Origin of the sequence: Winogradskyella ludwigii (assembly GCF_013403985.1) — a bacterium.
Taxonomy (GTDB): Bacteria; Bacteroidota; Bacteroidia; order Flavobacteriales; family Flavobacteriaceae; genus Winogradskyella; species Winogradskyella ludwigii.
The window spans coordinates 125,839-149,808 of the sequence record NZ_JABFDF010000003.1 but is presented as its reverse complement, the minus strand read 5'-3'; the positions used below and the strand labels follow the sequence as shown (position 1 = coordinate 149,808).

The 23,970-nt window shown below is 34.1% G+C and carries 14 protein-coding genes; 6 read left to right on the top strand and 8 right to left on the bottom strand.

Translation table 11 applies throughout. The features are described 5' to 3' along the window. Positions 1 to 27: 27 nt before the first annotated feature. The 7 genes from HM981_RS09115 to HM981_RS09085 all read right to left on the bottom strand — a co-directional run bounded on the left by HM981_RS09115 (position 28) and on the right by HM981_RS09085 (position 11,253). Positions 28 to 1,623, bottom strand: coding sequence for a sulfatase family protein (locus tag HM981_RS09115; RefSeq protein ID WP_179338480.1), 1,596 nt, complete (start codon positions 1,621 to 1,623; stop codon positions 28 to 30). A 2-nt stretch (positions 1,624 to 1,625) separates the two neighbouring features. Beyond that, on the bottom strand, positions 1,626 to 2,798 hold the full coding sequence (locus tag HM981_RS09110) for a DUF6786 family protein (protein ID WP_179338479.1): 1,173 nt from the start codon (positions 2,796 to 2,798) through the stop codon (positions 1,626 to 1,628). 204 nt (positions 2,799 to 3,002) lie between these two features. Next, entirely contained in the window at positions 3,003 to 4,496 is a 1,494-nt protein-coding gene (locus HM981_RS09105) for an arylsulfatase (RefSeq protein WP_179338478.1), read from the bottom strand. A gap of 117 nt (positions 4,497 to 4,613) precedes the next feature. Next, positions 4,614 to 6,542 (bottom strand): sulfatase, encoded by a 1,929-nt coding sequence (locus HM981_RS09100; protein ID WP_179338477.1) that lies wholly within the window; start codon positions 6,540 to 6,542, stop codon positions 4,614 to 4,616. Positions 6,543 to 6,589: 47 nt separating this feature from the next. Beyond that, entirely contained in the window at positions 6,590 to 8,482 is a 1,893-nt protein-coding gene (locus HM981_RS09095) for a sulfatase (RefSeq protein ID WP_179338476.1), read from the bottom strand. Between the two features lie 29 nt (positions 8,483 to 8,511). Then, entirely contained in the window at positions 8,512 to 9,696 is a 1,185-nt protein-coding gene (locus HM981_RS09090; protein ID WP_179338475.1) for a putative glycoside hydrolase, read from the bottom strand. Positions 9,697 to 9,729: 33 nt separating this feature from the next. After that, the gene (locus HM981_RS09085; RefSeq protein ID WP_179338474.1) at positions 9,730 to 11,253 is read right to left on the bottom strand and encodes an alpha-L-fucosidase; all 1,524 of its coding nucleotides are present in this window, start codon (positions 11,251 to 11,253) and stop codon (positions 9,730 to 9,732) included. Between the two features lie 216 nt (positions 11,254 to 11,469). Between HM981_RS09085 and HM981_RS09080 the strand changes: the two genes are divergently transcribed. From HM981_RS09080 to HM981_RS09055, 6 genes are all read left to right on the top strand, one after another. Further along, on the top strand, positions 11,470 to 14,601 hold the full coding sequence (locus tag HM981_RS09080; RefSeq protein ID WP_179338473.1) for a TonB-dependent receptor: 3,132 nt from the start codon (positions 11,470 to 11,472) through the stop codon (positions 14,599 to 14,601). Between the two features lie 177 nt (positions 14,602 to 14,778). Further along, entirely contained in the window at positions 14,779 to 16,515 is a 1,737-nt protein-coding gene (locus tag HM981_RS09075) for an alpha-L-fucosidase (RefSeq protein WP_218846366.1), read from the top strand. Between the two features lie 10 nt (positions 16,516 to 16,525). Continuing rightward, positions 16,526 to 17,680 (top strand): putative glycoside hydrolase, encoded by a 1,155-nt coding sequence (locus HM981_RS09070; protein ID WP_179338472.1) that lies wholly within the window; start codon positions 16,526 to 16,528, stop codon positions 17,678 to 17,680. Positions 17,681 to 17,684: 4 nt separating this feature from the next. Continuing rightward, positions 17,685 to 19,235, top strand: coding sequence for a sulfatase family protein (locus HM981_RS09065; RefSeq protein ID WP_179338471.1), 1,551 nt, complete (start codon positions 17,685 to 17,687; stop codon positions 19,233 to 19,235). A gap of 7 nt (positions 19,236 to 19,242) precedes the next feature. After that, entirely contained in the window at positions 19,243 to 20,631 is a 1,389-nt protein-coding gene (locus HM981_RS09060) for a sulfatase family protein (protein ID WP_179338470.1), read from the top strand. 37 nt (positions 20,632 to 20,668) lie between these two features. Beyond that, entirely contained in the window at positions 20,669 to 22,507 is a 1,839-nt protein-coding gene (locus tag HM981_RS09055; protein WP_179338469.1) for an arylsulfatase, read from the top strand. A 110-nt stretch (positions 22,508 to 22,617) separates the two neighbouring features. Here HM981_RS09055 and HM981_RS09050 read toward each other — a convergent pair whose 3' ends face one another. After that, positions 22,618 to 23,727 carry a formylglycine-generating enzyme family protein gene (locus HM981_RS09050; RefSeq protein ID WP_179338468.1) on the bottom strand — a complete coding sequence of 370 codons (1,110 nt, stop codon included), beginning with the start codon at positions 23,725 to 23,727 and terminating at the stop codon, positions 22,618 to 22,620. Positions 23,728 to 23,970: the final 243 nt, after the last annotated feature.

Below are 23,970 nucleotides of genomic sequence, written 5' to 3'. Positions count from 1 at the left end.
TAAATATAGTTGTTGTTTACTTTCTTTCTAGTTTTCTGTTGCTATGGTATTATACGCTTCAGCTGTCATCCAAGTTAAATCATCCCAATACCCAGTATCATTATTCTGATAAACCCCTTTAGTTGTGCGTCCGCTAGCAATAATGACATTTATTTTAGCTGTCAAATCCTTTACTTTTTTAGGGTGTTTCTTTGCTAAATTTGTCTCCTCGCTTGGATCATTATCTAAATCATATAATTCAATGCCTTCTTCTTTCTTTTTAGATGGTAAAACCAATTTCCAGTTGCCTTCGGTAATAGCATACCTGCCAATTTTACCATTATCTCCTCTATTTATAAGAGGTAAGCGGTTATATGTACTTTGAGTTGTTGTTAAAACTGAAGCAAAACTTTGACTATCTTCACCTGCATTGTCTGAAATATCAACTCCTAATAAATCCGCAAAAGTTGCTAATAAGTCAACTTGTCCTACAGGTTTATTCCATGTACGACCAGATTCTTTAATTCCATTTGGCCAACGCACTATAAATGGTACGCGGTGACCGCCTTCGTAAACCGAACGTTTTCCTTCTTTTAATCCTCCTCTACTGTCATGATTAAATTCTTCGATACGTTTACTCCAAGATTTTTCAGGACCATTATCACTGGTAAAAACAATCAAGGTATCATCATCTAGTCCTGACTCTTTTAAATAATTTAAAATTTGTCCAATATGATAATCCGTCTCTATTACAAATTCACCATAAGCACCTGAATCTCCTTGACCATGAAATTCTGGTAATGGAGCTACAGGATAATGTGGAGATGTATATGGTAAATACAAGAAAAAAGGTTTATCATTTTTAGCATCACCTTCTACTGTTTTCATCCAATCAATGGCTTTCTCTGTAAATTGAGTTAGACATTGGTTATCCGTAAAATCTGGAGCAACCTCAAAACCAGGTTTTCCTAATTTCTCTTTTGTCTGTTCGGGAGTTGTATCATATGGTGGCATGATTCGATAATCTACATGCCTATCATTTTTCTTTTTATTCGTATATTCTGTTGGAGGAACTTTGGCAAATCTACCTTCAAACCAAGCCAGAATACCAAAATTTAATGAGGCTGGTACTCCATAAAAATAATCAAAACCTTTGTCTAAGGGCATATCTTTTATAGGCTGTGACCAATCTCTGTTTTGAGGAGTTCCAGGAAAATCCATTCCTAAATGCCATTTGCCCACCATTGCTGTATGGTAACCTTGATTTTTTAAAAGTGATGCCAATGTTTCTCTTCCATCTTCTATTAAACATGTGGCTTCAGATTTCATCACACCATTTTTAAGTGTTGTTCTCCAACTATAACGACCAGTTAACAAGGAATATCTAGAAGGTGTACATACTGAAGACGCACTGTGCCCATTTGTAAAGGCAATCCCTTCATTTACTAAACGGTCCATGTTTGGTGTTTTAAATTTAGCATCTTTATTTAAAGTGCTTACATCTCCATAGCCCTGATCATCTGTATAAATAACAATGATATTTGGTTTATTAGATTCTTGTGCGCAAGCTGTTGCTATAAATGTCAAACTTACATAAGACACCAACATTAAACATCGTATTAATATATTTTTTAATCGCTTCATTGCTATAATGATTTTATAATAGCATCTAAGCTAACGCCTAATGTTGCTTCTGCGATTTTACTTAATTCTTGTTCTTCTCCTTGTAAATGAATAGTGGTTTGAATATGAACCATCGTTTCATTTGGTTTTAAGGCTGCTGCTGGCGACGACGTTTCTAACTCATAAAATGGTCCCATCGGTGGAACTCCTGGTTCTGGAGAACCATCGTTATAAGCATTTAATACATCTCCTGCAAAGGGTTCTTCTTGGTGCTCCCATGCTGAATTCACATATCCATGAGGCGCTTCTTGGGTATTATAAGTAATTAAAGTCAAAACTTTACCTAAGGCATCATAGCTTCCTGCAATTCCTTTTGAGCGTTTTGAGTTGACTCCAATTTTACTCCGTTTGGTCCCATCTCCCTTAAAAAACAAAATATTTTCTTTTACTTCTAAATAGTCTTTAGGCACCTTACCAAAATAGGTGTCATTTACTGTTTGTCCTAAAATAGCTTCTTCTCCATCTTTAAAAGGAATAATCATAGTCGTTTCTGACGATGGTTTATACATCCCTAACATCCAAATAGAAGGTAAGCCCGTTTCTGGTATCCATGGTTGATCACCAATATTTGTAATTTGATTATTGGTTTGATAACCAACAAACTCAACATTTGTTGAAAATTTCTTTTTTATTATGTTTTCAATGGATGCTTTATTTAAAATAGAAATGGAACGTCCAATACCCATTTTAAAAATTGTTCCACTTTTATTTATGAGTTCACAACGGTGTTCAAACGTCGCCGAATGATCTGTATGAGAAACCAAGGTAAAAGCCTCTGTATCTATAACAGCTGGAGTTTTCCAGTTTGAAAATTCAAAATCGTCTTCGGGTTTAAAAAAGAGCGAAAACTGACCGCCTTCAGGACCTAACCAAAAACGCTCTTCACCTCCAAATACATAAATCTGATTTTCTAAGCGTCCTTTACGTTCTTCTTTTGATAAGAAACCAGCTTCAATAACTTTTTTGTTAATCCAACCAAAACCGTCGCCTTCATTTACATTTGTAGTGCTCGTCATAACACGTCCTTGAAATTGAGGTGCAATAACTACAGCACTCTGACCTTCTTGTAAGACCATAATATTTGTATGCTTTTTAAGAAAGTTAAGATCTTTAGAAAAACCGTGCTCTTTTTTCATAATATTAATCATAGTTTTAGAATACCAGTGTACTTGTAAATTCATTAGAATCTCAAAATCGTTTTCTACGAAAAAGAAATTTTTAAAGATTACTAATTTGCAATTTCTTTTAGATTAACCTCATATCTAATTCAACCTAAAAGATATCTCTTTTAAATAAATGGATCATTTTAGATGAACTAGAAATCATTACATTTTACTTTTTTAGTTTTTTTCAGCAATCCCACTTTTCGGACTCCAATAAGGTATCCCTTTTGTATCTAGTTGCTTATAATACCTTATGTGAAGCGGATGTTCCTTTACTCTTTTTCTGTTTTCGTTTACCATAAGTGGAATAGAATTGGTCCACCATTCATTATAAGGTTGTTCAAATTTAGTAATCACATCAGGGTTTTGTGCAGCCACATTTTCACGCTCACCAGGATCGCTAATTACATCATACAATTCCTTGTTATTTACAAAACGCCATTGCTGACTTCTAATCGCCATTTTAGTGTATTTAGCTTCATTAACCATTCCTGTTTTCCAACGTCCACAATGTGTAAACATCAAACGATCTTTCCAAGTTGTCGTTGTATTTTCTAACAATGGCAATAAGGATAAGCCTTCTAAAGGTTGTATATCTTCTGGTAACTTAGCTCCTGCCAATTCCGTAAAAGTTTTATATAAATCTACATGCGCTGTAAGCTGGTTAATATCTTTGCCTTCCGTTAAAACACCTTTCCAATAAAAGAAAAGCGGCACGTGATTTCCACCTTCATTTGGCGAGTTTTTTCCACCTTTAAGGTTGGCATTAAAGTGCTTTACGTTTTCCCCATTTAAAGTGCCTCTTAAATGTGTTGCTCCATTATCTGTAGTAAAAATAACTAAGGTGTTTTCTAAAGCATTCCATTCTTCAAGTTTACGCATCAATCTTCCAAAATTGTCATCAATATTTTCAATCATACCATATCTGCCTGCAGTCCCTTCATCATATCCTAATTCTAAAAATCGTTTTTTGTAGGCTTCAGGAGCAACCAAAGGTGCGTGAGGTGCATTTAAAGAGATATAGGTAAAATAGGGTTGTTTATGATCTATCTTTTCTTTGGACCAAGACAAGGCAGCATCAAAAAAAACATCGGTACAAAAGCCTTTGGTTTTTACAATCGTTTCATTGTGAAGTAAAATATTATCAAAATAAACATTGTCTTTATTAGGTGGAAAATCACCTAAACTCACTTGTCCAATACCACCAGCTCCATGCATCAGTACTTCATTAAATCCTCTGTTTTGTGGTAAATACTCCTTTGCATCTCCCAAGTGCCATTTACCAAAAAGTCCGGTTTGGTAACCTGCAGACTGCAACGCTTGAGGCAGCGTGTACACCTCTAAAGCCATGCGTTCGCGATCTAAAATGGTATGAGTAACACCTACTCTAAATTCATGACGACCACTCATTAGAGCAGCTCGAGAAGGAGCGCAAGTAGGACTTACATGGTATTCTGTAAAACGTGTTGATTTTTGATAAAAAGCATCAATATTTGGAGTTTTTACAACTTCATTTCCCATACAAGAAAAATCTCCCATACCTTGATCATCCGTCATTACAAAAATGATGTTAGGTTTACTGTTTTTAAGATTTTTTAAATTTTCTTGTGCGTAATTAATTTGAAAATAAAACAGGAAACACAAGCAACAGTTGATAACTACATTTTTCATGATTCCTATTTTTATATTTAACTTTTAATTACTTTACTTTTTGAAACTCGACTTTTTCCATAAAAAGATTATAACTCTATTAAAGACCTCTTATATCTTTTCACTTCCTTTAAAAGCTTAATTCTTTTTTTTCTTTTTCTTTTTATTTTTTTTCTTTCCTTTTTTAGGAGTCTTTATTAACTCATGAAATTTACTTTTCACCATAAATCTATTTTCATCGATAAAAATAACTCCACATTCATGTGCATCTTTTGGTACATTAAAAGTGTATTCTAATTTATCTTTACTAGACTCTAAAGGTACTTCTATGTATGTTGTGTGTAATTTTTTCTTTCCAGTAGCACTTGGTTTATCAGAGATTTTAATAAGCGCATAACTTTCAATTACATTAGATTTTCCTTTTTCTAATTGAATAGAAACTTTACGAGAGTTTGCATCAAAAACATCATTCACAATAACTGGAATAGCGACTGCATCCTCTTCGTTTTTAAATTTAGAAGGATCTTTATATGGCAGCTTAGCATCGTAATCTTTTAGATACTTTTCTAGTTTAGCAGCTAACTTATTAACAATTTCAGGAGATTCTGCTGCAATATCATGTTGTTCTTCCAAATCATATCGCTTTCCATCTTTATACAAACGATGCAATACATATTTACCAGAATTAAAGTTTTTATACAATTTATAGTCTCCAGATCTAATAGCCGATTGGTTTTTAACATCGTCTCCATAAGGATAGTGCCACCATAAATCTTCTCTAGGTTTTCCTTTGCTGTCTTTTACATCATTTTCGTTATTTAACAAGACATTAGAAATATCTAATCCGTCTAAATCATCACTATATTTAGAAGGTATTTCACTATTGGTAAGGCTTAAAATAGTTGGATAGAAGTCTAATTGATTGATTAAAACATCTTTTGTTTTTTCCTTTGGAATATTTGGTCCCAAAATAAGCATTGGGACTCTAATACCACCTTCTTCGCTATATTTTTTCCCCTTATCTAAAGGAGCATTATCCGACATTACTTCTGCTTTACGAGTTTCCGCTCCACCATTATCAGATGAAAAGATAATATAAGTCGTTTCGTATAATTTTTTTCCTGGATTTCTAGGGTCGTCTGTTTTCTTTAATAAATCGACAACACGACCTAAACTCCAATCTAAAGTGGTGACCATAGCACCAAAATAAGGGTTATTCTGGCCTTCTTTAGTCCATTCAGCATCTACTTCTGGAAGCTCTACTCCTAATTTATCACAATAATAGTCTAATAATTTACGGTTTTTTGTGTGAATTGGATAGTGTACCATCCAATGCGCTAAATATAAAAAGAAAGGTTCCTCTTTACTTTCGGTAATAAATTTAAGTGCATTTTCTGTGACTGCATCAGTTGGATAAGAGATTCCTTCAGGAGACTCTTTTGTAAAAGGAAAATATTTTTCTTTACTTAAACGGTATGGATCATTAGCTTCATTTGTTGCAAACGCCGTCAAACGAGTGTCTGGTTTTTTAGGACCTTGATGTGCACCTCTAGATTCATGTGCAAAATCAAAACCTTGATTCGTTGATTTTTGAATCTCAAGATGTCCTGCGTGCCATTTCCCTACATGTCCTGTTTTATAGCCATTCATTTTTAAAGCTTCTGCTATGGTAAAGTTTTCAGGCATTAATCCTGATGGAAAATAAGGACTAATATATTTTTCAGCTCTCTGAGCCTTAGGAATTCCTCCTCCACTTACATTTGTTATGCCTGTTTTAGCAGGATGTAATCCACTTAAAAGTGCAGATCTCGAAGGCGCACAAGTTGGAGCTGGAGAATATGCATTTGTAAAATTGATGGCATCTTTTGCTAATGCCGCAATATTTGGTGTATCCCAAGCACAAGGTTCGTCTAAATCGTTTAATTGTACATCTTGCCAACCTAAATCATCCGCATAAAAAATGATGATATTTGGTTTTATTAATTTAGAATTCTTTTGACTATACATTGTATTGGATACAAATAGTGATAAGAACAATAAACCTAAAAGATTTGTTTTGTTTTTCATCTTAAGTATTTTAAATTTTATTTGTTTTTCTTATTTCTTATTTTTTTTTAGATTTTTTTAGGTGATTTTAAAGCATGAAATTTACTTTTAACCATAAATCTATTTTCATCTATAAAAATGACACCTGCTTCTGTTACTCCAACTGGAAGCGTTAAGGTATATTCTGAGGTCTTTTTATTAAATTCTCCTTCTAATTTTGTAAAAGGTTCGTGAACTTTTCTATGTTTTCCATTTTTCTTAACGGCATGTAAATCTTTGTAAGATATCAATCCATAAAACTCAATAACTTTAGAGCTCCCTTTTTCTAATGTAACCGTAACTTTACGTGATGAAGAGTCAAAAGAATCTGTTTTAATTTTTGGAATAGCAGCTACATTTTCTGGTTCTCCTTTTATTTTTAAAGGATTTTTATAAGGGAATTTAGCATCGTAATCTTTTAAATACTTTTCTAATCTTGTAGATAAATCTTTAACAATCTCTGGAGACTGTTCTGCAATATCAAATTTCTCTTCTAAATCTGCTCTTTTACCATCTTTGTACAAGCGGTATAATTCATAATTACCTTTTACATGGTTTTTATACAATTTATAATCTCCCGCTCTTATTGCAGATTGCATTTGAAATTCACGATTGTGAGGAAAATGCCACCATAAATCTTTTCTTTCTATTCCCTTTTCATCTTTAATAACAGCATCAGTATTTAATAATACGTTTGAAATATTTAATCCATCTAAATCCGAACTATACTTCGTTGGTATCTTACTATCTGTTAAACCTAATATTGTTGGGTAAAAATCTAGTTGATTTACCAATCCATCATATACTTTTCCTTTTGGTATGCTTGGTCCAGAAATTAGCATTGGTACCCTAATACCACCTTCTTGAGCATATTTTTTTCCTTCATCTAATGGAAAATTATCTGTAACTATTTCTTTGCCTACATGTTCAACGGCTCCATTATCCGAAGAAAAAAAGATATAAGTAGTTTCGTATAATTTTTTACCAGGATTTCTAGGGTCGTCTGTTTTCTTTAGTAAGTCTACAACACGTCCTAAACTCCAGTCTAAGGTTGTTACCATAGATCCAAAATAAGGGTTTGTTTGACCTTCTGTAGTTACAGGGACATCTTTTGTTGGGAAATCAATTCCTAACTTATCACAGTAGTATTGTAATAACTCGCGGTTTTTAGTATGAATTGGAGAATGAACCATCCAATGTGCTAAATATAAGAAGAAAGGCTCGTTTTTACTTTCACCAATAAATTTAAGAGCATTCTCAGTAATTTCATCATATGGATATGAAATTCCTTCTGGAGATTCTTTGGTAAAAGGAGGATATTTTTCATCACTTAAACGGTAAGGATCATTCTTTGCTTTTGTCGCAAATTTACTTAAACGATTGTCTGGTTTTTTAGGTCCTTGATGTGCTCCTCTAGATTCATGAACAAAATCAAAACCTTGGTTTTTTGATTTTTGAGAATCGTCATGTCCTGCATGCCATTTTCCAATATGTCCTGTGTTATATCCATTCATTTTTAAGGCTTCCGCAATTGTAAAATGTTTTGAAAACAACCCTCCTTCAAAAAAAGGCGATATATAGTTAGCGCTTTGTTCTGCAGTAGGCATTTGACCTCCAGCAACGTGTGTTACTCCTGTTTTGGTAGGATGTAATCCACTTAAAACAGCACATCTAGATGGAGCACAAGTAGGTGCAGGAGAATATCCGTTGGTAAAGTTTACAGCATCTTTGGCTAATTTTGAAATATTAGGCGTTTCCCATGGGCTTGGTTCATCCAAATTATTTATTTCTGTATCTTGCCAACCTAAATCATCAGCATAAAAAATAATGATATTGGGTTTTACTAAATCCTTTTTTTCTTGACTAATTCCATAATTAGAAAAGAACAATAAAATTGCTAGAGTTGTTAAAAGTGATTTCATTTTATATGTATAAATAATTTAGTGTTAGTTTATTTCCAATCTAATTGGGCTGTTTTGTTTTGTATATCTAAGGTAACGTCTAAATATTCAAAAGACCTTGTGTAAATGTAGCCTTCACGTACGGCATAGCCTTTTGGTGCTCCTAGGTTTTTCTCATACTGCGGAAACGTTTTAAGCCAAACCGCAGATTTTTGAATATCATAACCATCATGTGGATAGACATAACTGTATTCCTCAGCGCAAACAAGAAAAATAGCCAATAGATAATCTAAGCGTTTTGTAAAATTTTCATTTATGGTTACTTTTTTTCTAGCATCATCAATACCTGCTTCAGCATTTTCCAATCCTTTACCAATACCAAGAGACATCGCTATGACACTGCCTTCTCTTGCTGATTTTTGAACAGCCTCAATACCTTTTGCTAGGTAATCTTCATAAGTCATGCCAAAACTTTCATGTTCAAAGCCTTCTATGTAAGAACCATCAAAGAATTTCAAATATTCCCTTCCTGAATCTTCAAATTCTGGTCGCACACGAAGAATATTTGCAATTAATAAGTTGTCTTTTCCTATTTGAGCGTCTAAATCTGCCATCATGGATAAATAGCCCGTTTTAATAGCTTCTCGTTTTTCTTCTCCAACACGATTGTTAAAAAACATAGGGACTAAAACTTTAATATTAGCATCTAAAAACACCCCATCAATAAATGGGCTTTCGGTAACTTTTTTCACATGGTTTAACCAATATTCGCGAACATAGTCTTCAGAGATATCAAAGAAGCCCGTTCTACCGTTTGGCATCAACGCTTTTTGTCCTTTAGTGTTAACTAATAAAGCTTCGGGATGTTTATATAAAAATTCTTCATCTTCAGAATAACCTCCCCAGTTTACAATAACGTTTTTGTAGTATAATATTTTAGCATCAGGATTTATTTTTTTTACAGCTTTAGCAGCTCTAATAGTACCTATTTCTGTGGATCCATATGCTTTACTTCCTGTTGTTTTTTCAAATGTTATTAGAGGAAATTTTGAAAGATAGGTTAGCTCTTTTTTTGTAAATGCTTCAGATTTACGCAGATGCATATACAAAGGCATTTTATCCCATGAAAATTCTGGTAATTTTTGTTTTACCACAGGTGTCTCTTGTTTTTGTACTGAACACGCACTTAAAGAAACGGCTAATAAAACTACTAAAAAGGACGATTTTAAACGCATAGTTACCTCTAGTTAATTTAATTTTATTTTTAACTATTCTGTAATTATTTTAAAACAAATAGCAGATTGATTTGGGATGTTTTTAAAATCATATGTAATAGCCAAACCATCTTTGTTTCGGTTCCATCTGATGTTTTCATCGCTACCTAACAACTGTATCTCTTTTATATTCTTTTGTAAAAGCCCATCTTGCTTTAACAACTTAATCAAAATATCTTCTGTTGGTGGTGCTAATAGAAAAGCGTAAAGATTTCCATCTTTTGTGGTAAAACGAATGTCTTTTTCTGAGAATGGCTTTAAATTCTCACCAGCGCGTTTTGTCACAATTTCTAAAGGACCTTCCCCAAAAGTTTCCCAAGGTCTGGTATTGTAAATACCGTCTTGATTAATCTTTACAAAAGCTCCAAAGTCGCTGAGCATTTTTATTTGATTCTCAGGAATCGTACCATCGCCTTTTAACGCCAAATTAATCATTACAATACCATTTTTACTGATGGCATCAATAGCATTACCAATTAAAACATTTAAAGACATTTTGGTGAAAGCATCTTTTCTATAAAACCAACTTCCAGATAAATCGGTTGCCCATATCCACGGCTGTTTTTGTTGTTCACCAAACATCCCTCGTTCTAAATTATAAGTAAATGCAGCTTTGTTCTCTTTTGCGTTTTTAAAAGATAAAACAGTGGTTTGTTTGCCATTATTCTCTTTTAAATCTCTATTTAAATACTCTGAAAATAGTTTAACACCTAATCCTTTTCCGGTTTTTATAGACGGATAAGGAGAATCGTTATTAAACATATCTGGATCATATTTTTCTATTAAATCCCAAGATCGCTTGTACCAATGTTCGTTCCAACTATCTTGACTAGCGAATTCCTTAGTGTCATAATCCATATTAAAGAATTCCCATTCTGGTGTGCCTTCTTTTTGAAATTTCCGAGCCGTTCTAAAAAAGCGAGGCGACCAATATAAGTGAGTAGATACTCCAAATTTTAAATCATGTTTATATGCCGCATCTTTCCACTCTCTAAGTATATCTTTCTTTGGGCCCATTTTAACCGAATTCCAAGGAAAGAAGGAATCATACATATCAAAATTATCGTGATGCGTGGCCACTGGCATTATAAAACGTGCTCCAGAAGCTTTAACAAACTGTACAATCTTATCGGCATTAAAATTTTCAGCTTTAAAGTCTGCTATAAATTTTTCGTAACCAAATTCTGAAGGAGATCCATAACGTTCCGTATGCCATTTTGTTAATCTTACCGTTCTAAGTCTGTCTGGTTCATTTCTAGCATCATAATCTTCATCACCATACATTCGTCTTCCGTAGTGCGATCCATCATCTGGTCTATTCTCATCAATTGAAGACGGAATTCCCCAATGCATCCAAACACCAATTTTACCATCTTGAAACCATTCTGGAACCTGATAGTTCTCAGCCATAGATTTCCAATTCGCATCAATTACTTTTTCAGCCGACTTAGTTTGACCGAAAACAAAACAAGTACTTAATGTAAAAAAAAAGATGATTGTAAGCTTTTCTATAGACATCTGTGTTCATTTATCGTATACATACAAAGTAACCATTTACTAATTTAGTAACGCTTCTCTATTCCGTCATTTTTTTGCTGTAAAAATTCAAACGTACTGATATAGCCTGATTCTTAATGGGTGTGGTTGAATTGAGAAAATTTTAAAGCGAACTGAGCAAGCTGATTTATCTTATTTGATACATATTTGTAATAACACAAACTAACTCATCATGTCATGAAAAAAAATAAAACTAAAGGCTTATTGTTTTTGATTCTGCTCCAATGCTTTATTGGTTTTGCTCAAGAACAAATTATTACAGGTAAAGTTACAGATGAAAATAATATCCCTTTACCAGGAGCAAGTATTATAGAAAAAGGCACAAAAAATGGTGCAACGACTAATATGGAGGGTGAATATACTATACAACTAAAGAATGCTGATGCTGTATTAGAGTTTTACTATTTAGGTTTTAAGTCTGTAGAATATTCTACAACAGGAAAAACTATTATCAATGTTCAGATGTTAACTGACGCTGAGTCTTTAAATGAAGTCGTTATTAATGTAGGAATACGTGCTTCGCATTTAGCTGAAGTAAGAGCTAAAAGAGATGCTGTTACTGTTATAGAAGCTATTACACCAGAAGATATTGGGGATTTTTCAGACACCAACGCAGCAGATGCTTTGCAAAGAGTTGCAGGAGTACAAATAGAAAGAGATGTTGATGGGGTTTCTGGAGACAGAGTTTCTATTAGAGGTATAGGGCCACAATTTGTTGGTGTAACAGTGAATGGTCGTACACCTTTATCTGCAGGTAATGAAGGTAAGTCTGATTTTAGAAAGTTTAATTTAAATGTTATCCCTACCGAAATTATTTCGGGCGCAAGAATTCATAAGACAACGCAGGCTAAAGAAGTTACAACGAATCTTGGAGGTTCTGTAGATTTTCAAACTATAAGACCGCTAGAAGCAAAATATAGAAAGAAGAATTATTTTGCCAGTATAAATGCTAGAGGTGCATCTAATACACCAATTGATGAACTTGATTTTGGTCAAAGGTTTTCAGGTGTTTATGGAACGAAAATAAATGATAAACTGGGTGTTGCTGTTTCAGTTATTTATGCGGATGAAGACAATATTAAAGATGAAACCTCATTAAGAGGAATTACACAGGGTCTTACTCTTACGGATGAAAATGGGACAGAGTATTCTGATGTAATTGTTGGAAGAACCATTAATAATTCATTGTTAAGAAAAAATGAAGTGCGTTTTGCAACATCTGCAGCTATACAATGGAGACCAATAAAAGAAATAGATATGGTATTAGACTATACCAGAACAACTGTAGAAGCTAATTCGAATAGACAGCAATTCCAGATAGGTTTGGGTAGTACAGGAGGTACTCAATTGTTAGGGGGAAACCATATTTTTGATGAAGGAGATCTTGATTTTAATGGAAATATATTAACGTATATAAGTCCTTCTTCAGAGGACAATGCTAGGACTACCATTACGAATGCAAATCAATTTTATGATAATGAGTCAACCAATAATATAGTTGGTTTAAATACAACATTTAAACCAATAAATAAATTAAAAATCATTTCAGATATTTCGTATTCAGATTTAGATTTTTTTCAAAATTTAACACAAATAACTCACAGAGTTGAAGGACGTAACGGAGGATATGATCAAACAAGTTTAGATATTGATTTGAGAGGAGAACTTCCTAGTTATGGATTACCCGCAGAGGCTTTTGATCCAGCTTCTTTCGACCTTAATAGAGTTTCACGTAGACTTATTAAAACTAAAGGGTATAATTATGCTACAAAATTTGATTTTGAATATGAGTTAAATAAAAATGCAAAAATAACTTTTGGAACGAGATATGCGGTAACTGATTTTGAAGCTAGACAAACAACTTCCTCACATACTGATAGTGATCAATTAAGTGGTCTGTATGGAGGTATTGTAGCGGAACTAAATGAAAGTGGTGCTTACAGTGATCTTTTAGGAGAGATTACAGGCGAAGGTTTTAATGAAGGTAATGTTGCTGGTTTGCAAAACGGATGGGTTAAAGTCCCTGGACAAGCTGTATTAGATTTATTACCAGGGTATGCTGATATTGATGGAGGGAGTATTTTTGATTTTGATATAGATTTAAAAGACGTAGAGGCAGAAGAAAATAATTTAGGTTTTGATGCTAGAAGATCTTATGGTGCGAATGAAGCTAGTACCGATTTTTATACACAAATGGACGTTAAGACAGCGATTTTTAAGCTACCTGTAAGTTTAAATTTTGGAGTTAGAGCTGTAAGAACACAAAATAAATCAAGAGGATTTAGTGGAGTAACATTTGAAGATGCAGATACTGGTGATGATATTGATGAGTTTTCAACAGAGAATTTTTACTACGAAGTAGAAACTTCAAGATGGGACGTATTACCTAGCTTTAATGCTAATTTATCATTAAAAAGAAATGTAAAGTTAAGATTAAGTGCTTATAGAGGAGTTTCAAGACCAAAGTTTGTTGATCTAATTCCAAACAATGAGATTACTTTTCTTACCAATATTGATCCTGTAGATGCAGCAGACTTAGCTAATTCGGGATTAAGAGGCACTATTGTTTCTGGTAACCCTGACTTAAAACCTTATACAGCATGGATGTATGATACCACTTTGGAGGTTTATACCAATAACGGAGGTGCTTTTATTTTTAGTGTTTTTTATAAAGATCTTAAAAATTATATAGTAAAAGCAGTAACACCAGATCAAACATATCCCGGAGAAGAATTATTAGGGATAGCATTACCTGATGGCACAGGTGGTACTGATGATTTGGCTGGTTTGTTATTTGATATAACCAAGCCAATAAACATTACAGATGGCCGAATTTATGGTTTTGAAGTGGGACTTAATCAACACCTTTCTTTTTTACCTGGTTTTGCAAAAGATTTTGGTATAAAAGCTAATTATTCTTACGTAGAAAGTGAATTTGATGGAGATTTAGGGGAGCAAGCTGATGGTTTTCCTGGAACAGCTAAGCATAACGCTAATGGAACTTTGTATTATGAGCGATCTGGTTTTTCTCTAAGGTTTACTGCTGCTTATAGAGGTGATTACCTTAGTAATTTAGGCGCTATCGGTGGAAATACACGTGCAGATGAACCACACTATACTGAAGGAAGCACAACCCTTGGGATTACCCTTAGAAAGAGTTTATTAAATAAGAAATTACAACTTAGTGCAGGCGTATCTAACCTTACAGGTGAGGATATTCGAAGGTATCAAGGAGGTGATACTAGAAATTTTTCAGCTTACTATAGCAGAAACCCTATTTGGAAATTAACGATGAGATATAAGTTTTAATAATAATTCTTGATGATCATTAGGTTGATAAATATAAATGACTCTCAAGACTATATCAATGCCATAAATATTAAAAGTCTAGAAAAGACTTCTAAAAGTTTTAAAATTAATAATAGTACGTATATGTTTAAGAATAGATGTTTTATAGTTTCCGTTTTACTAATCTTAATTAGTGTTTTGGACATAAATTCTCAAGAGAAGGATAAAAAAGGAATGGAAGAAATGTGGGGTGAAACTAGTGTTACTGGTGATGCCTTAAAAAGTGGAAAAGCAAAATTGTTTGATGAAGGAAATTACGGCATGTTTATTCATTGGGGTTTATTTTCAAATCTAGGTGGTGTATGGGAAGATAAAACCTATTACGGCATTGGAGAATGGCTAATGAGCAAGCGTGTTGCAAATATTTCTCCAAAAGAGTATATGGAAACCGCCAAAACGTTTAATCCTACGGAATTTGATGCAAAAAAAATTGCGCAACTTGCAAAAGATGCTGGGATGAAATACATTATCATTACCAGTAAACATCATGAAGGTTTCGCCATGTTCGATTCTAAAGCGAGTGACTTTAATATTGTTAAAGCAACTCCATTTGGTAGAGACCCAATGCACGAGTTATCTGCAGCTTGTAAAGAATTAGGACTTGGATTCGGGTTTTATTATTCTCATAATCAAGACTGGACAGCACCAGGAGGCACTAGAGGTCCTGAAGTAGACGAAAAAGGAAATAAAGTGGATTTTAAAGATTACTTCTATAATAAGTGTAAACCTCAAGTTAAAGAAATCTGTACCAATTATGGACAAATAGACTTTGTGTGGTTCGATACACCAGGAGATATGCCAAAAGAATATGTGGTAGAATTAGCCGATATGGTGAGAGAATTACAACCAAATGCTATGATGTGTAGTAGAGTTGGTTATGGTATGGGTGACTATGCCAGCATTGGAGATATGGAAGTGCCTACCAGAAATGTGGAAGGCCTTTGGGAAACAGCAGACACAAATAACGATTCTTGGTCTTATGCTTGGTATGATAACAATTTTAAAAGTCCTAAAAAAATTCTAGGTCGCGTTATTGAAACGGTTGCTAGAGGAGGTACTTATTTATTTAATGTTGGTCCAGATAGTAGCGGCGCGATTCCAAGTATAGGGATAGAGTTTTTACAGGAATCTGGTCGTTGGATACAAAAATATCCACAAGTTATTTATGACGCAGGCAGTTCGCCTTGGGGTTTTGCATTGCCTTGGGGAGATGTCACTACAAACGATGAATCTCTTTATTTATCTGTAAGTGAATGGCCAACGGATGGTAAATTATATTTACCTGGTTTAAAATCTAAAGTGAAAGACGTGTTGCTTTTAAATGGATCAGAAAGCAGTGACTTAACATATAAAATAGAAAACGATTGGTTGGTTATAAATGTGCCTTACGAAGCTCCAGAAGAGTTAATCTCTGTAATTGAAGTTAAGCTAAAAGACGCAGAACCGATTGTAGAAACAAACTTAGGCATCTATCCAAATTTGCCGACTAGATTATTAACCGAATTTGGAGAAGCTGAAGGCGCAGAACAAAAAAACGTACGTTGGATGGAAAAATTTGGTGAATGGAAACACGCCAATCAAGTAAGCAATTGGGAAGAAGACGGCATGGTTTGTTGGGAGGTTAATGTTCAAGAACCAGGTTATTATTATCTAGATTTAGAATACAAAGGTGAAGGACGATTGGTTTGGAAAACAACAACAGATGAAGGTATAAAAGTTCAAAACCAGCAAGCAGCAACCGATAAATATGCATATCGCAGAATGGGAATTTTAGAATTTAAAACGGCAGGTAATCATATAATAAAAACGTCTTTGGTTGAGGGTGATGCGCAAACATCTAGTCTAAAATCTATTAAAATTTTACCAATAAAATAATGTGAGCATAATGAAGTTAACCTTTTTACATAAAAGTTTGTTTTTAATGAGTTTGGTAATTGCTCAAGCAGCCTTTTCACAAAGCGATAAGCATTATCCAAAGTTTAGTTGGGACAAAGTTCCTGTAGCTTTTCACTTTGGTAAAAAAGGAGACCTCTTAACTAAATCTGAAGCAAAATTTATAGCGTCTCATTCTAATTTCACTGTGTTAGAAAAGGCGCATGGTTTTCCAAAATACAAATATTCAGAAGAAGCTATTGCAGCTGATGCAAAAGTGTTAAAAGATTTAAATCCAGACATGAAAGTGGTATTCTATTGGAATGCCTTTTTAGATTATAATATGTATAAAGCGCATGAAGATTATCAAACAAAATCAGATTGGTGGCTTAAAACAAAAACAGGAGATTTAGATTTAAAAGATGGTAAATTAAAGCGTTATGATTTATCAAATCCAGAGCTTAGAGATTGGTGGTCTAATATTGCTTTAAATAATTTAAAGAATGAAAACATAGACGGTGTTTTCTTCGATGCTTTAGTTCAGGTTACAAACCCAGGCAACAAACAATTGTGGGGAACTGAAAAATTTGATGCCATTCAGCAAGGCTTAAAAGATTTAATTAAAGAAACCAGGGCCAAAATTGGTAATGATAAATTAATTGTATACAACGGCATACGCTCCACTCCACTTAGAAATGTAGGAAATAATTTTCCAGATTTCACAGATGCCATAATGATTGAACATTTTGGGTTTTTCAATAGCAAAACTAAAGAAAGTATGCTTCAAGATATTCAAGAAATGGAAAAAGCAGGTAAGAGCGGAAAAATTGTAGTGTTTAAGACTTGGCCAGAAAATGCTTGGGTTAACAAAAAGTTTTTGGCTAAATCTGACAAAGAAAAGCAAGAAATTTCTAAAGAACATATAACTTTTGCTTTGGCCTCTTTTTTAGCTGGTGCACAAAAACATTCGTATATTATTTATAATTGGGGATATCGCTTAAAAATGGGATCACTTTCATGGTATCCAGAATTCGATAAACCTTTAGGTAAACCTTTAAATGAGATGCAAGTTAATGATTGGATTTTGACCCGAAATTACGAGCATGCTAGTATTTGGGTTGATTTAGAAAACAAGAAAGCAACCATTGACTGGAAAAAACAAATCTAATACCATGAAAATAAGCGCCTACTTTTATCTTGTAATGTTGGTGTTCTTAACAGCTTGTCATCAACAAACAAAACCAACTAACCCAACAGTAAAGTCTGATAAGCCCAACATCATTATATTCTACGCTGATGATATGGGTTATGGAGATTTAGCAATTCAAAATCCACAATCTAAAATTCCAACACCTAATTTAGACCAACTTGCTAGAGAAGGTCTACTCATGACAGATGCTCATAGTTCTTCTGGTGTTTGTACGCCAAGTCGGTACGCCTTATTATCTGGTCGTTATCATTGGAGAGATTTCAATGATATTGTACACTCTATGGGAGAATCTGTTTTTAAAGAAAATCAGGTGACTTTACCTAAAATTCTTAAAGAGAATGGGTACCATACGGCTGCAATTGGTAAATGGCACTTGGGCTGGAATTGGGAAGCCATCAGAAAAAAAGACTTTACACAAAAAGAAACAGTCATACGTGGAAAAAAGGAATTAGAAATCTGGCCAGCACAGGCTTATGATTGGACTAAAAGTATTCCTAATGGACCTTTGTCTATTGGTTTTGATTCTTATTTTGGAGATGGCACTATTAATTTCCCCCCTTATACATGGATTGAAAATGATAAGGTCACAGAAGCGCCTATAGAAACCTTAAAACTTCCAAGAGAAGATATGCCTTTAGAAGGTAATTGGGAATTACGACCAGGACCAGCAGTTAAGGATTGGGATTTTTATAACGTTTTACCTACAATAACAAGCTCGGCAGTAACTTTTATAAAAAATCAAGAAAAAGCAGATAAACCTTTCTTTTTGTACCTCCCGTTTCCGTCTCCGCACGCACCTATAATTCCGAATGAAAACTTTATAGGCAAAAGTAAAGCAGGTCCTTATGGAGATTGGGTGTATGAAACAGATGATGCTATCGGACAAGTATTAGCAGCTTTAAAAGCTATAAATGCAGACGAAGATACCATTGTTATTTTTACTTCAGATAATGGCTCAGAGCGTTATGCTTATGATCGTATTAAAAACTACAATCACGATAGTTCCCACCCATTTAGAGGTGTAAAAAGAGACGTTTACGAAGGCGGACACCATGTGCCGTTTATTGTAAAATGGCCACACAAAATAAAACCAGGGACTACAAGTTCTCAATTATTTAGTCAAATAGATATTCTAAATACGCTAGTCACTATTACAAATAGCGATTTACCAAAAGGCTTTCAACACGATAGTTATAATTTTTCTAAGTTGTGGCTAGAAGAAAATAACAAGGTTGTAAGAGCGAATATTATTCATAATACGTTTACATCCAAATATGCCGTTAGAAAAGGAGATTGGCTGTATATCAATAATAAAGATGGTTATCACGCCAGAATACCAGAATGGTTTGTTGAAGGACAACGTTTTAAAACGGCTAAAGACACCGTACAACTCTTCAATCTTAAAGACGATATTGGGCAAACGACGAATTTAGCAAGTCAATTCCCAAAGAAAGTAAATGAGTTGGCAACAGTATTACTGAAAGAACAAAAAACAGAAACGTTTAATAATTAATATTAAAATGAGAATAAGCCCATTAAAACACATCACATTAGGCGTCGTTGTAATTGCGATGCTTTCTTGCAATTACACTAAAAAAGAAGTTGTAGCAGAAAAAGAAGACACTAGGCCAAACATCATTTTCATTTTTGCAGATGATTGGGGTTTTGGAGATTTAGGAGTGTATGGAAGCACCGAAGTAGTGACTCCAAACATAGATAAAATGGCAGCTGAAGGCACACGTTTCACACAGTTTCATGTTACAAGCGGAGTGTGTTCTCCAAGTCGGTCTTCGGTTATCACAGGTCATTTTCCAGCCAGACATCGCGTGCATGGTCATTTTGCAGGGAATGAAGTGAATGCCAGACGTAACATGCCTAATTATTTAAATGATTCCTTACCTGTTTATTTACCTCTAACCATGCAAAAAGCAGGCTATAAAACAGCACATTTTGGTAAATGGCATTTAGGAGGTGGTGGCAAACCTCATGGAGATCCTTCAGCACCAGAACCTAAAACTTATGGCTATGATGAGGCTAGAGTTTGGAACGGCAATGGTCCAACTTGGAAAGGAGATCAAAAATGGCCAACTACCCGATTTATGGATACCGACACCTTATGGGTACAAAGTTCGAGTAAAATAGCTGTAGATGAAACGATAGATTTTATAAAACGAAATAAAGGAGAACAGCCCCTATTTGTGAACCTTTGGCTAAAAGATCCACATACACCTTTATGGCCTTCTGAAGCGCAACGCGAATCCTTTAAAGGTTTATCACCTAGTAAAGAAACGTATTATGCGGTTTTAAAGGATGCTGATCTTCATGTTGGACGCTTATTAAACTCCATATCAGAAATGGGATTAGATGACAATACATTAATTGTGTTTTCAAGTGATAATGGACCAGCAGCTTACGGACCATCATTAGAAGCAGGATCGACAGCAGGTTTAAAAGGAAGAAAAGTAGATATTTATGAAGGTGGTGTGGTAGTGCCTTTCATTGTAAAATGGAAAAATCACGTCCAAGAAAACAAAGTAGATTCTACAAGTGTACTATCTACGGTAGATTTATTACCAACATTTGCAAGTCTAGCAGAAACAGAATTGCAAAAAGGCTATAATATAGATGGTGAAAATATAAGATCTATTTTGGAAAATAATAGCTTTAAAAGAACAAAACCATTATTTTGGGAATGGCGTTTTACAAAAGAGAATTCAAATCACTGGGCACAAGGAGCCGTTAGAAAAGGAGATTGGAAACTTTTATTTAATGAAAAAATTAATAAAGAAGAACTTTACAATATTTCTAAAGACCCGTTTGAAAAAACTGATGTAGCAGAAAACAATGAGCAACTTGTAAGTGAACTTAAAGGTTTGTGGAAAGATTGGAAAAAAGAATTACCTAAATAGATTGAAAATAGTTTAGCATAAATAAAATAGCATCAAAATGAATAAAAAAATAATAGTATTAATGGCACTTGTGGGACTTACAATTTCATGTACATCTCAATCAACAAAGACAGCTACAACTAAAAAAACAAAGCAGCCTAATGTCATTGTGATTATCACAGACGACCAAGGCTATGGAGATTTAGGAGCTCATGGTAACACCTTAGTTAAAACTCCTGCTTTAGACAAATTTCATGATGAATCTGTTCGTTTAACAGACTTTCATGTGGGTCCAACTTGTGCGCCTTCAAGATCTGGTTTAATGACCGGAAGATATGCAGATAGAGTTGGTGTTTGGCATACGATAGGTGGAGTTTCTATTTTACGAGAAGATGAAGTGACTATGGCTGATGTGTTTCAAGAAAACGGCTACGAAACAGCCATGTTTGGTAAATGGCACTTAGGAGACACCTACCCTTCTAGACCACAAGATAAAGGTTTTAAATACACTATATCTCATGGTGGTGGTGGTGTTGGCCAGACTCCAGATTATTGGGATAATGATTATTTTGATGATACGTATTTTAAAAATGGAGTACCAACGAAGTATGAAGGGTATTGTACAGATGTTTGGTTTGACGAGGCTATAAAATATATCGAAGATAAAAAGGACGAACCGTTTTTCGCTTATATTTCTACAAATGCACCTCACCTACCCTATAATGTCCCAGAAAACTATTATAACAAATACAAAGATTTAGACATTCCGGAGTTTCAAAAAATATTTTATGGAATGATTACCAATGTGGATGATAACTTTGCTAAACTTCAAAAGAAACTTGAAGATTTAAATATTGCAGATAATACGATTGTTATTTTTATGACGGATAACGGAACTGCTTCTGGGTATAAAACTGTAGGAGGTAAAAAATACGGTTTCAATGCAGGAATGAAAGGAACAAAAAACAGTGAATATGAAGGCGGACACAGAGTACCATTTTTTATATCGTATCCAGAACAGCATATTGAAGGTGGTAGAGATGTTACGGATTTAACAGCTCATTTAGACATTTTACCAACTTTAGCGACGTTGTGTGATTTAGAATTACCAGAAAGACAAAAGAAAATTGATGGTTCAGATATTTCTTCACTGCTTTTAGGAACTGAAGAAACCATTGGTAGAGATTATCTAATCACAGATTCTCAGCGTGTGCAAAGTCCTATAAAATGGAGAAAAAGCGCAGTGATGTCAGACAAAATGAGATTGGTAAATGGTACAGAATTGTATGATATTTCTAAAGATCCAGGTCAAGAAAATGACTTAGCCGTACAGTTTCCTGAAAAAGTAGAACAAATGCGAGGCTACTATAATGAATGGTGGAGTTCTGTATCTACAGAGTTTAATCAGTTTCCTATTATTATTTTAGGTTCAGATGCACAAAACCCTATAGAATTAACTTGTCATGACACGCATGTTCACGATTCTAAAATTCCATGGAATCAGAATTACATTAGAGAAGCTCAAAAGAATCCAATAGGAGGTGAATTTACCGTAGCCTTTGAGCAATCTGGCACCTATACCATTGAGTTAAGCAGATGGCCTTTTGAATCTGATTTAGCTATTAATGCTACTGCAGACGGAAGAGAAGGTACACTATCTACTGAAGCCATTAGTGAAGGTAGAACCATGGATTTTAAATCTGGTGGTGTAAAAATTGGAGCTTGGGAACAAACTAAAGCTATTGAAAAAGACGCAAAAGTTATAAACTTTAAAGGTAATTTTACTAAAGGTGAAACTGATATGAGTGCTTGGTTTACAACCAATGATGATGAAGATTGGGGAGCTTTCTACATTAGAGTAACTAGAGTGTCTAAAGAATTCTCTTTGATAGACTAAACAGCTCTATAGAGTTACTACAGTAAGCAAGTGTTATAAATAGTTTTTAAGAACTAAAAAAGGGAAAATTAATTTTCCCTTTTTTTATTTATAGATATAAAATACAATCCTTATTCTTTAGACTCTAACATATTTGGTGTTGCTACTGTTCTAAAGCCCATATGATCTGACCCAGAATCTACTGAAACACCCATTTTCGCCGAAATCCTAAAACTTGCACAATAAGAAGCATGACATAAAAAAGAGCCACCTTTCATTACGTGTTCTACCTGATAAGGATTATTAGGGTTAAAATGTGTATCTGCTCCTATAGGATTTACAATAGGTTTAGAGGTGTCTAATTCACTATAATATTTCACACTAAAAAAGTCACTCGTAATTTCCCATACATTCCCAGCCATATCATATAACCCAATGCTATTTGGCGGATACGATTTTACAGGTGAAATGAATTCAAATCCATCCTGAGACTCATTATCTGTAGGAAATACACCTTGCCAAGTATTAGCATTGGCATCTAATTTAGTAGCATCATTTCCCCATGTAAAAATGGTATTTGAGTTTTTACCTTGAGCAGCAGATTCCCACTCTGCTTCTGTTGGTAAACGTCTTTTGGCCCATTCACAATACGCTAAAGCATCTTGGTAAGCCACATGAACTACAGGATAATCATCTTTACCCTCAATAGTAGTTTCCGGGCCGTCAGGATGTTTCCAATCAGCTCCTGTTTTCCATGTCCACCACTGTCCATAATTTTCCATGTTTACCACTGCATTTACATCTTTATTAAAAATTAAACTGCCTGGTTGTAAAATAGAATCGTGAGGCTTTGGTGTATTTGGAGGCAATTCTTTTTTCATTTCCTCCCAATCAATCTCGCGTTCTGCAATGGTCATATAGTTTGTAGCATCCACAAACGCCTTAAATTGCTTATTTGTAACTTCAGTAATGTTTATAAAAAAGCCATCAACAGTAACCCAATGTGCCGGTTTTTCTCTAGACATAGCATACTGATCAGTATCTTTTGCTCCTTGTAAAAAGGTTTTTGTTTCCACCCAAACCATACCTTCAGGTGCTTCTATTTTTGAAACTGGTTCAGCTTTAACTTCGAGCTCACTGACTTGTTTCTGCTCTTGATTTTTACAGCTACTCACTGATGAAAACAGTAATACAACGAAAGCTAAATAAGCCCATTGTTTTGTTAAGTGTTGATGATACATGTTGTTTTAATTTTTATTAAACTATTTTTCTTTATTTAAATAATGTGCAAATTGATAGTTATTCTTTACGTGACTTAGTATTCCTATTGTAAATAAACTATTTTAAGCCATAACATTATGATTATTGCTACTAATTTTATTAGTTATGCTCCCAAATAATTTGAGTTTGCTTATGAATTTACCCCTAAGACAGCACAAAGAAATATTCTATCTTATAAAAAAACCGTAACATTTTTTCAAATA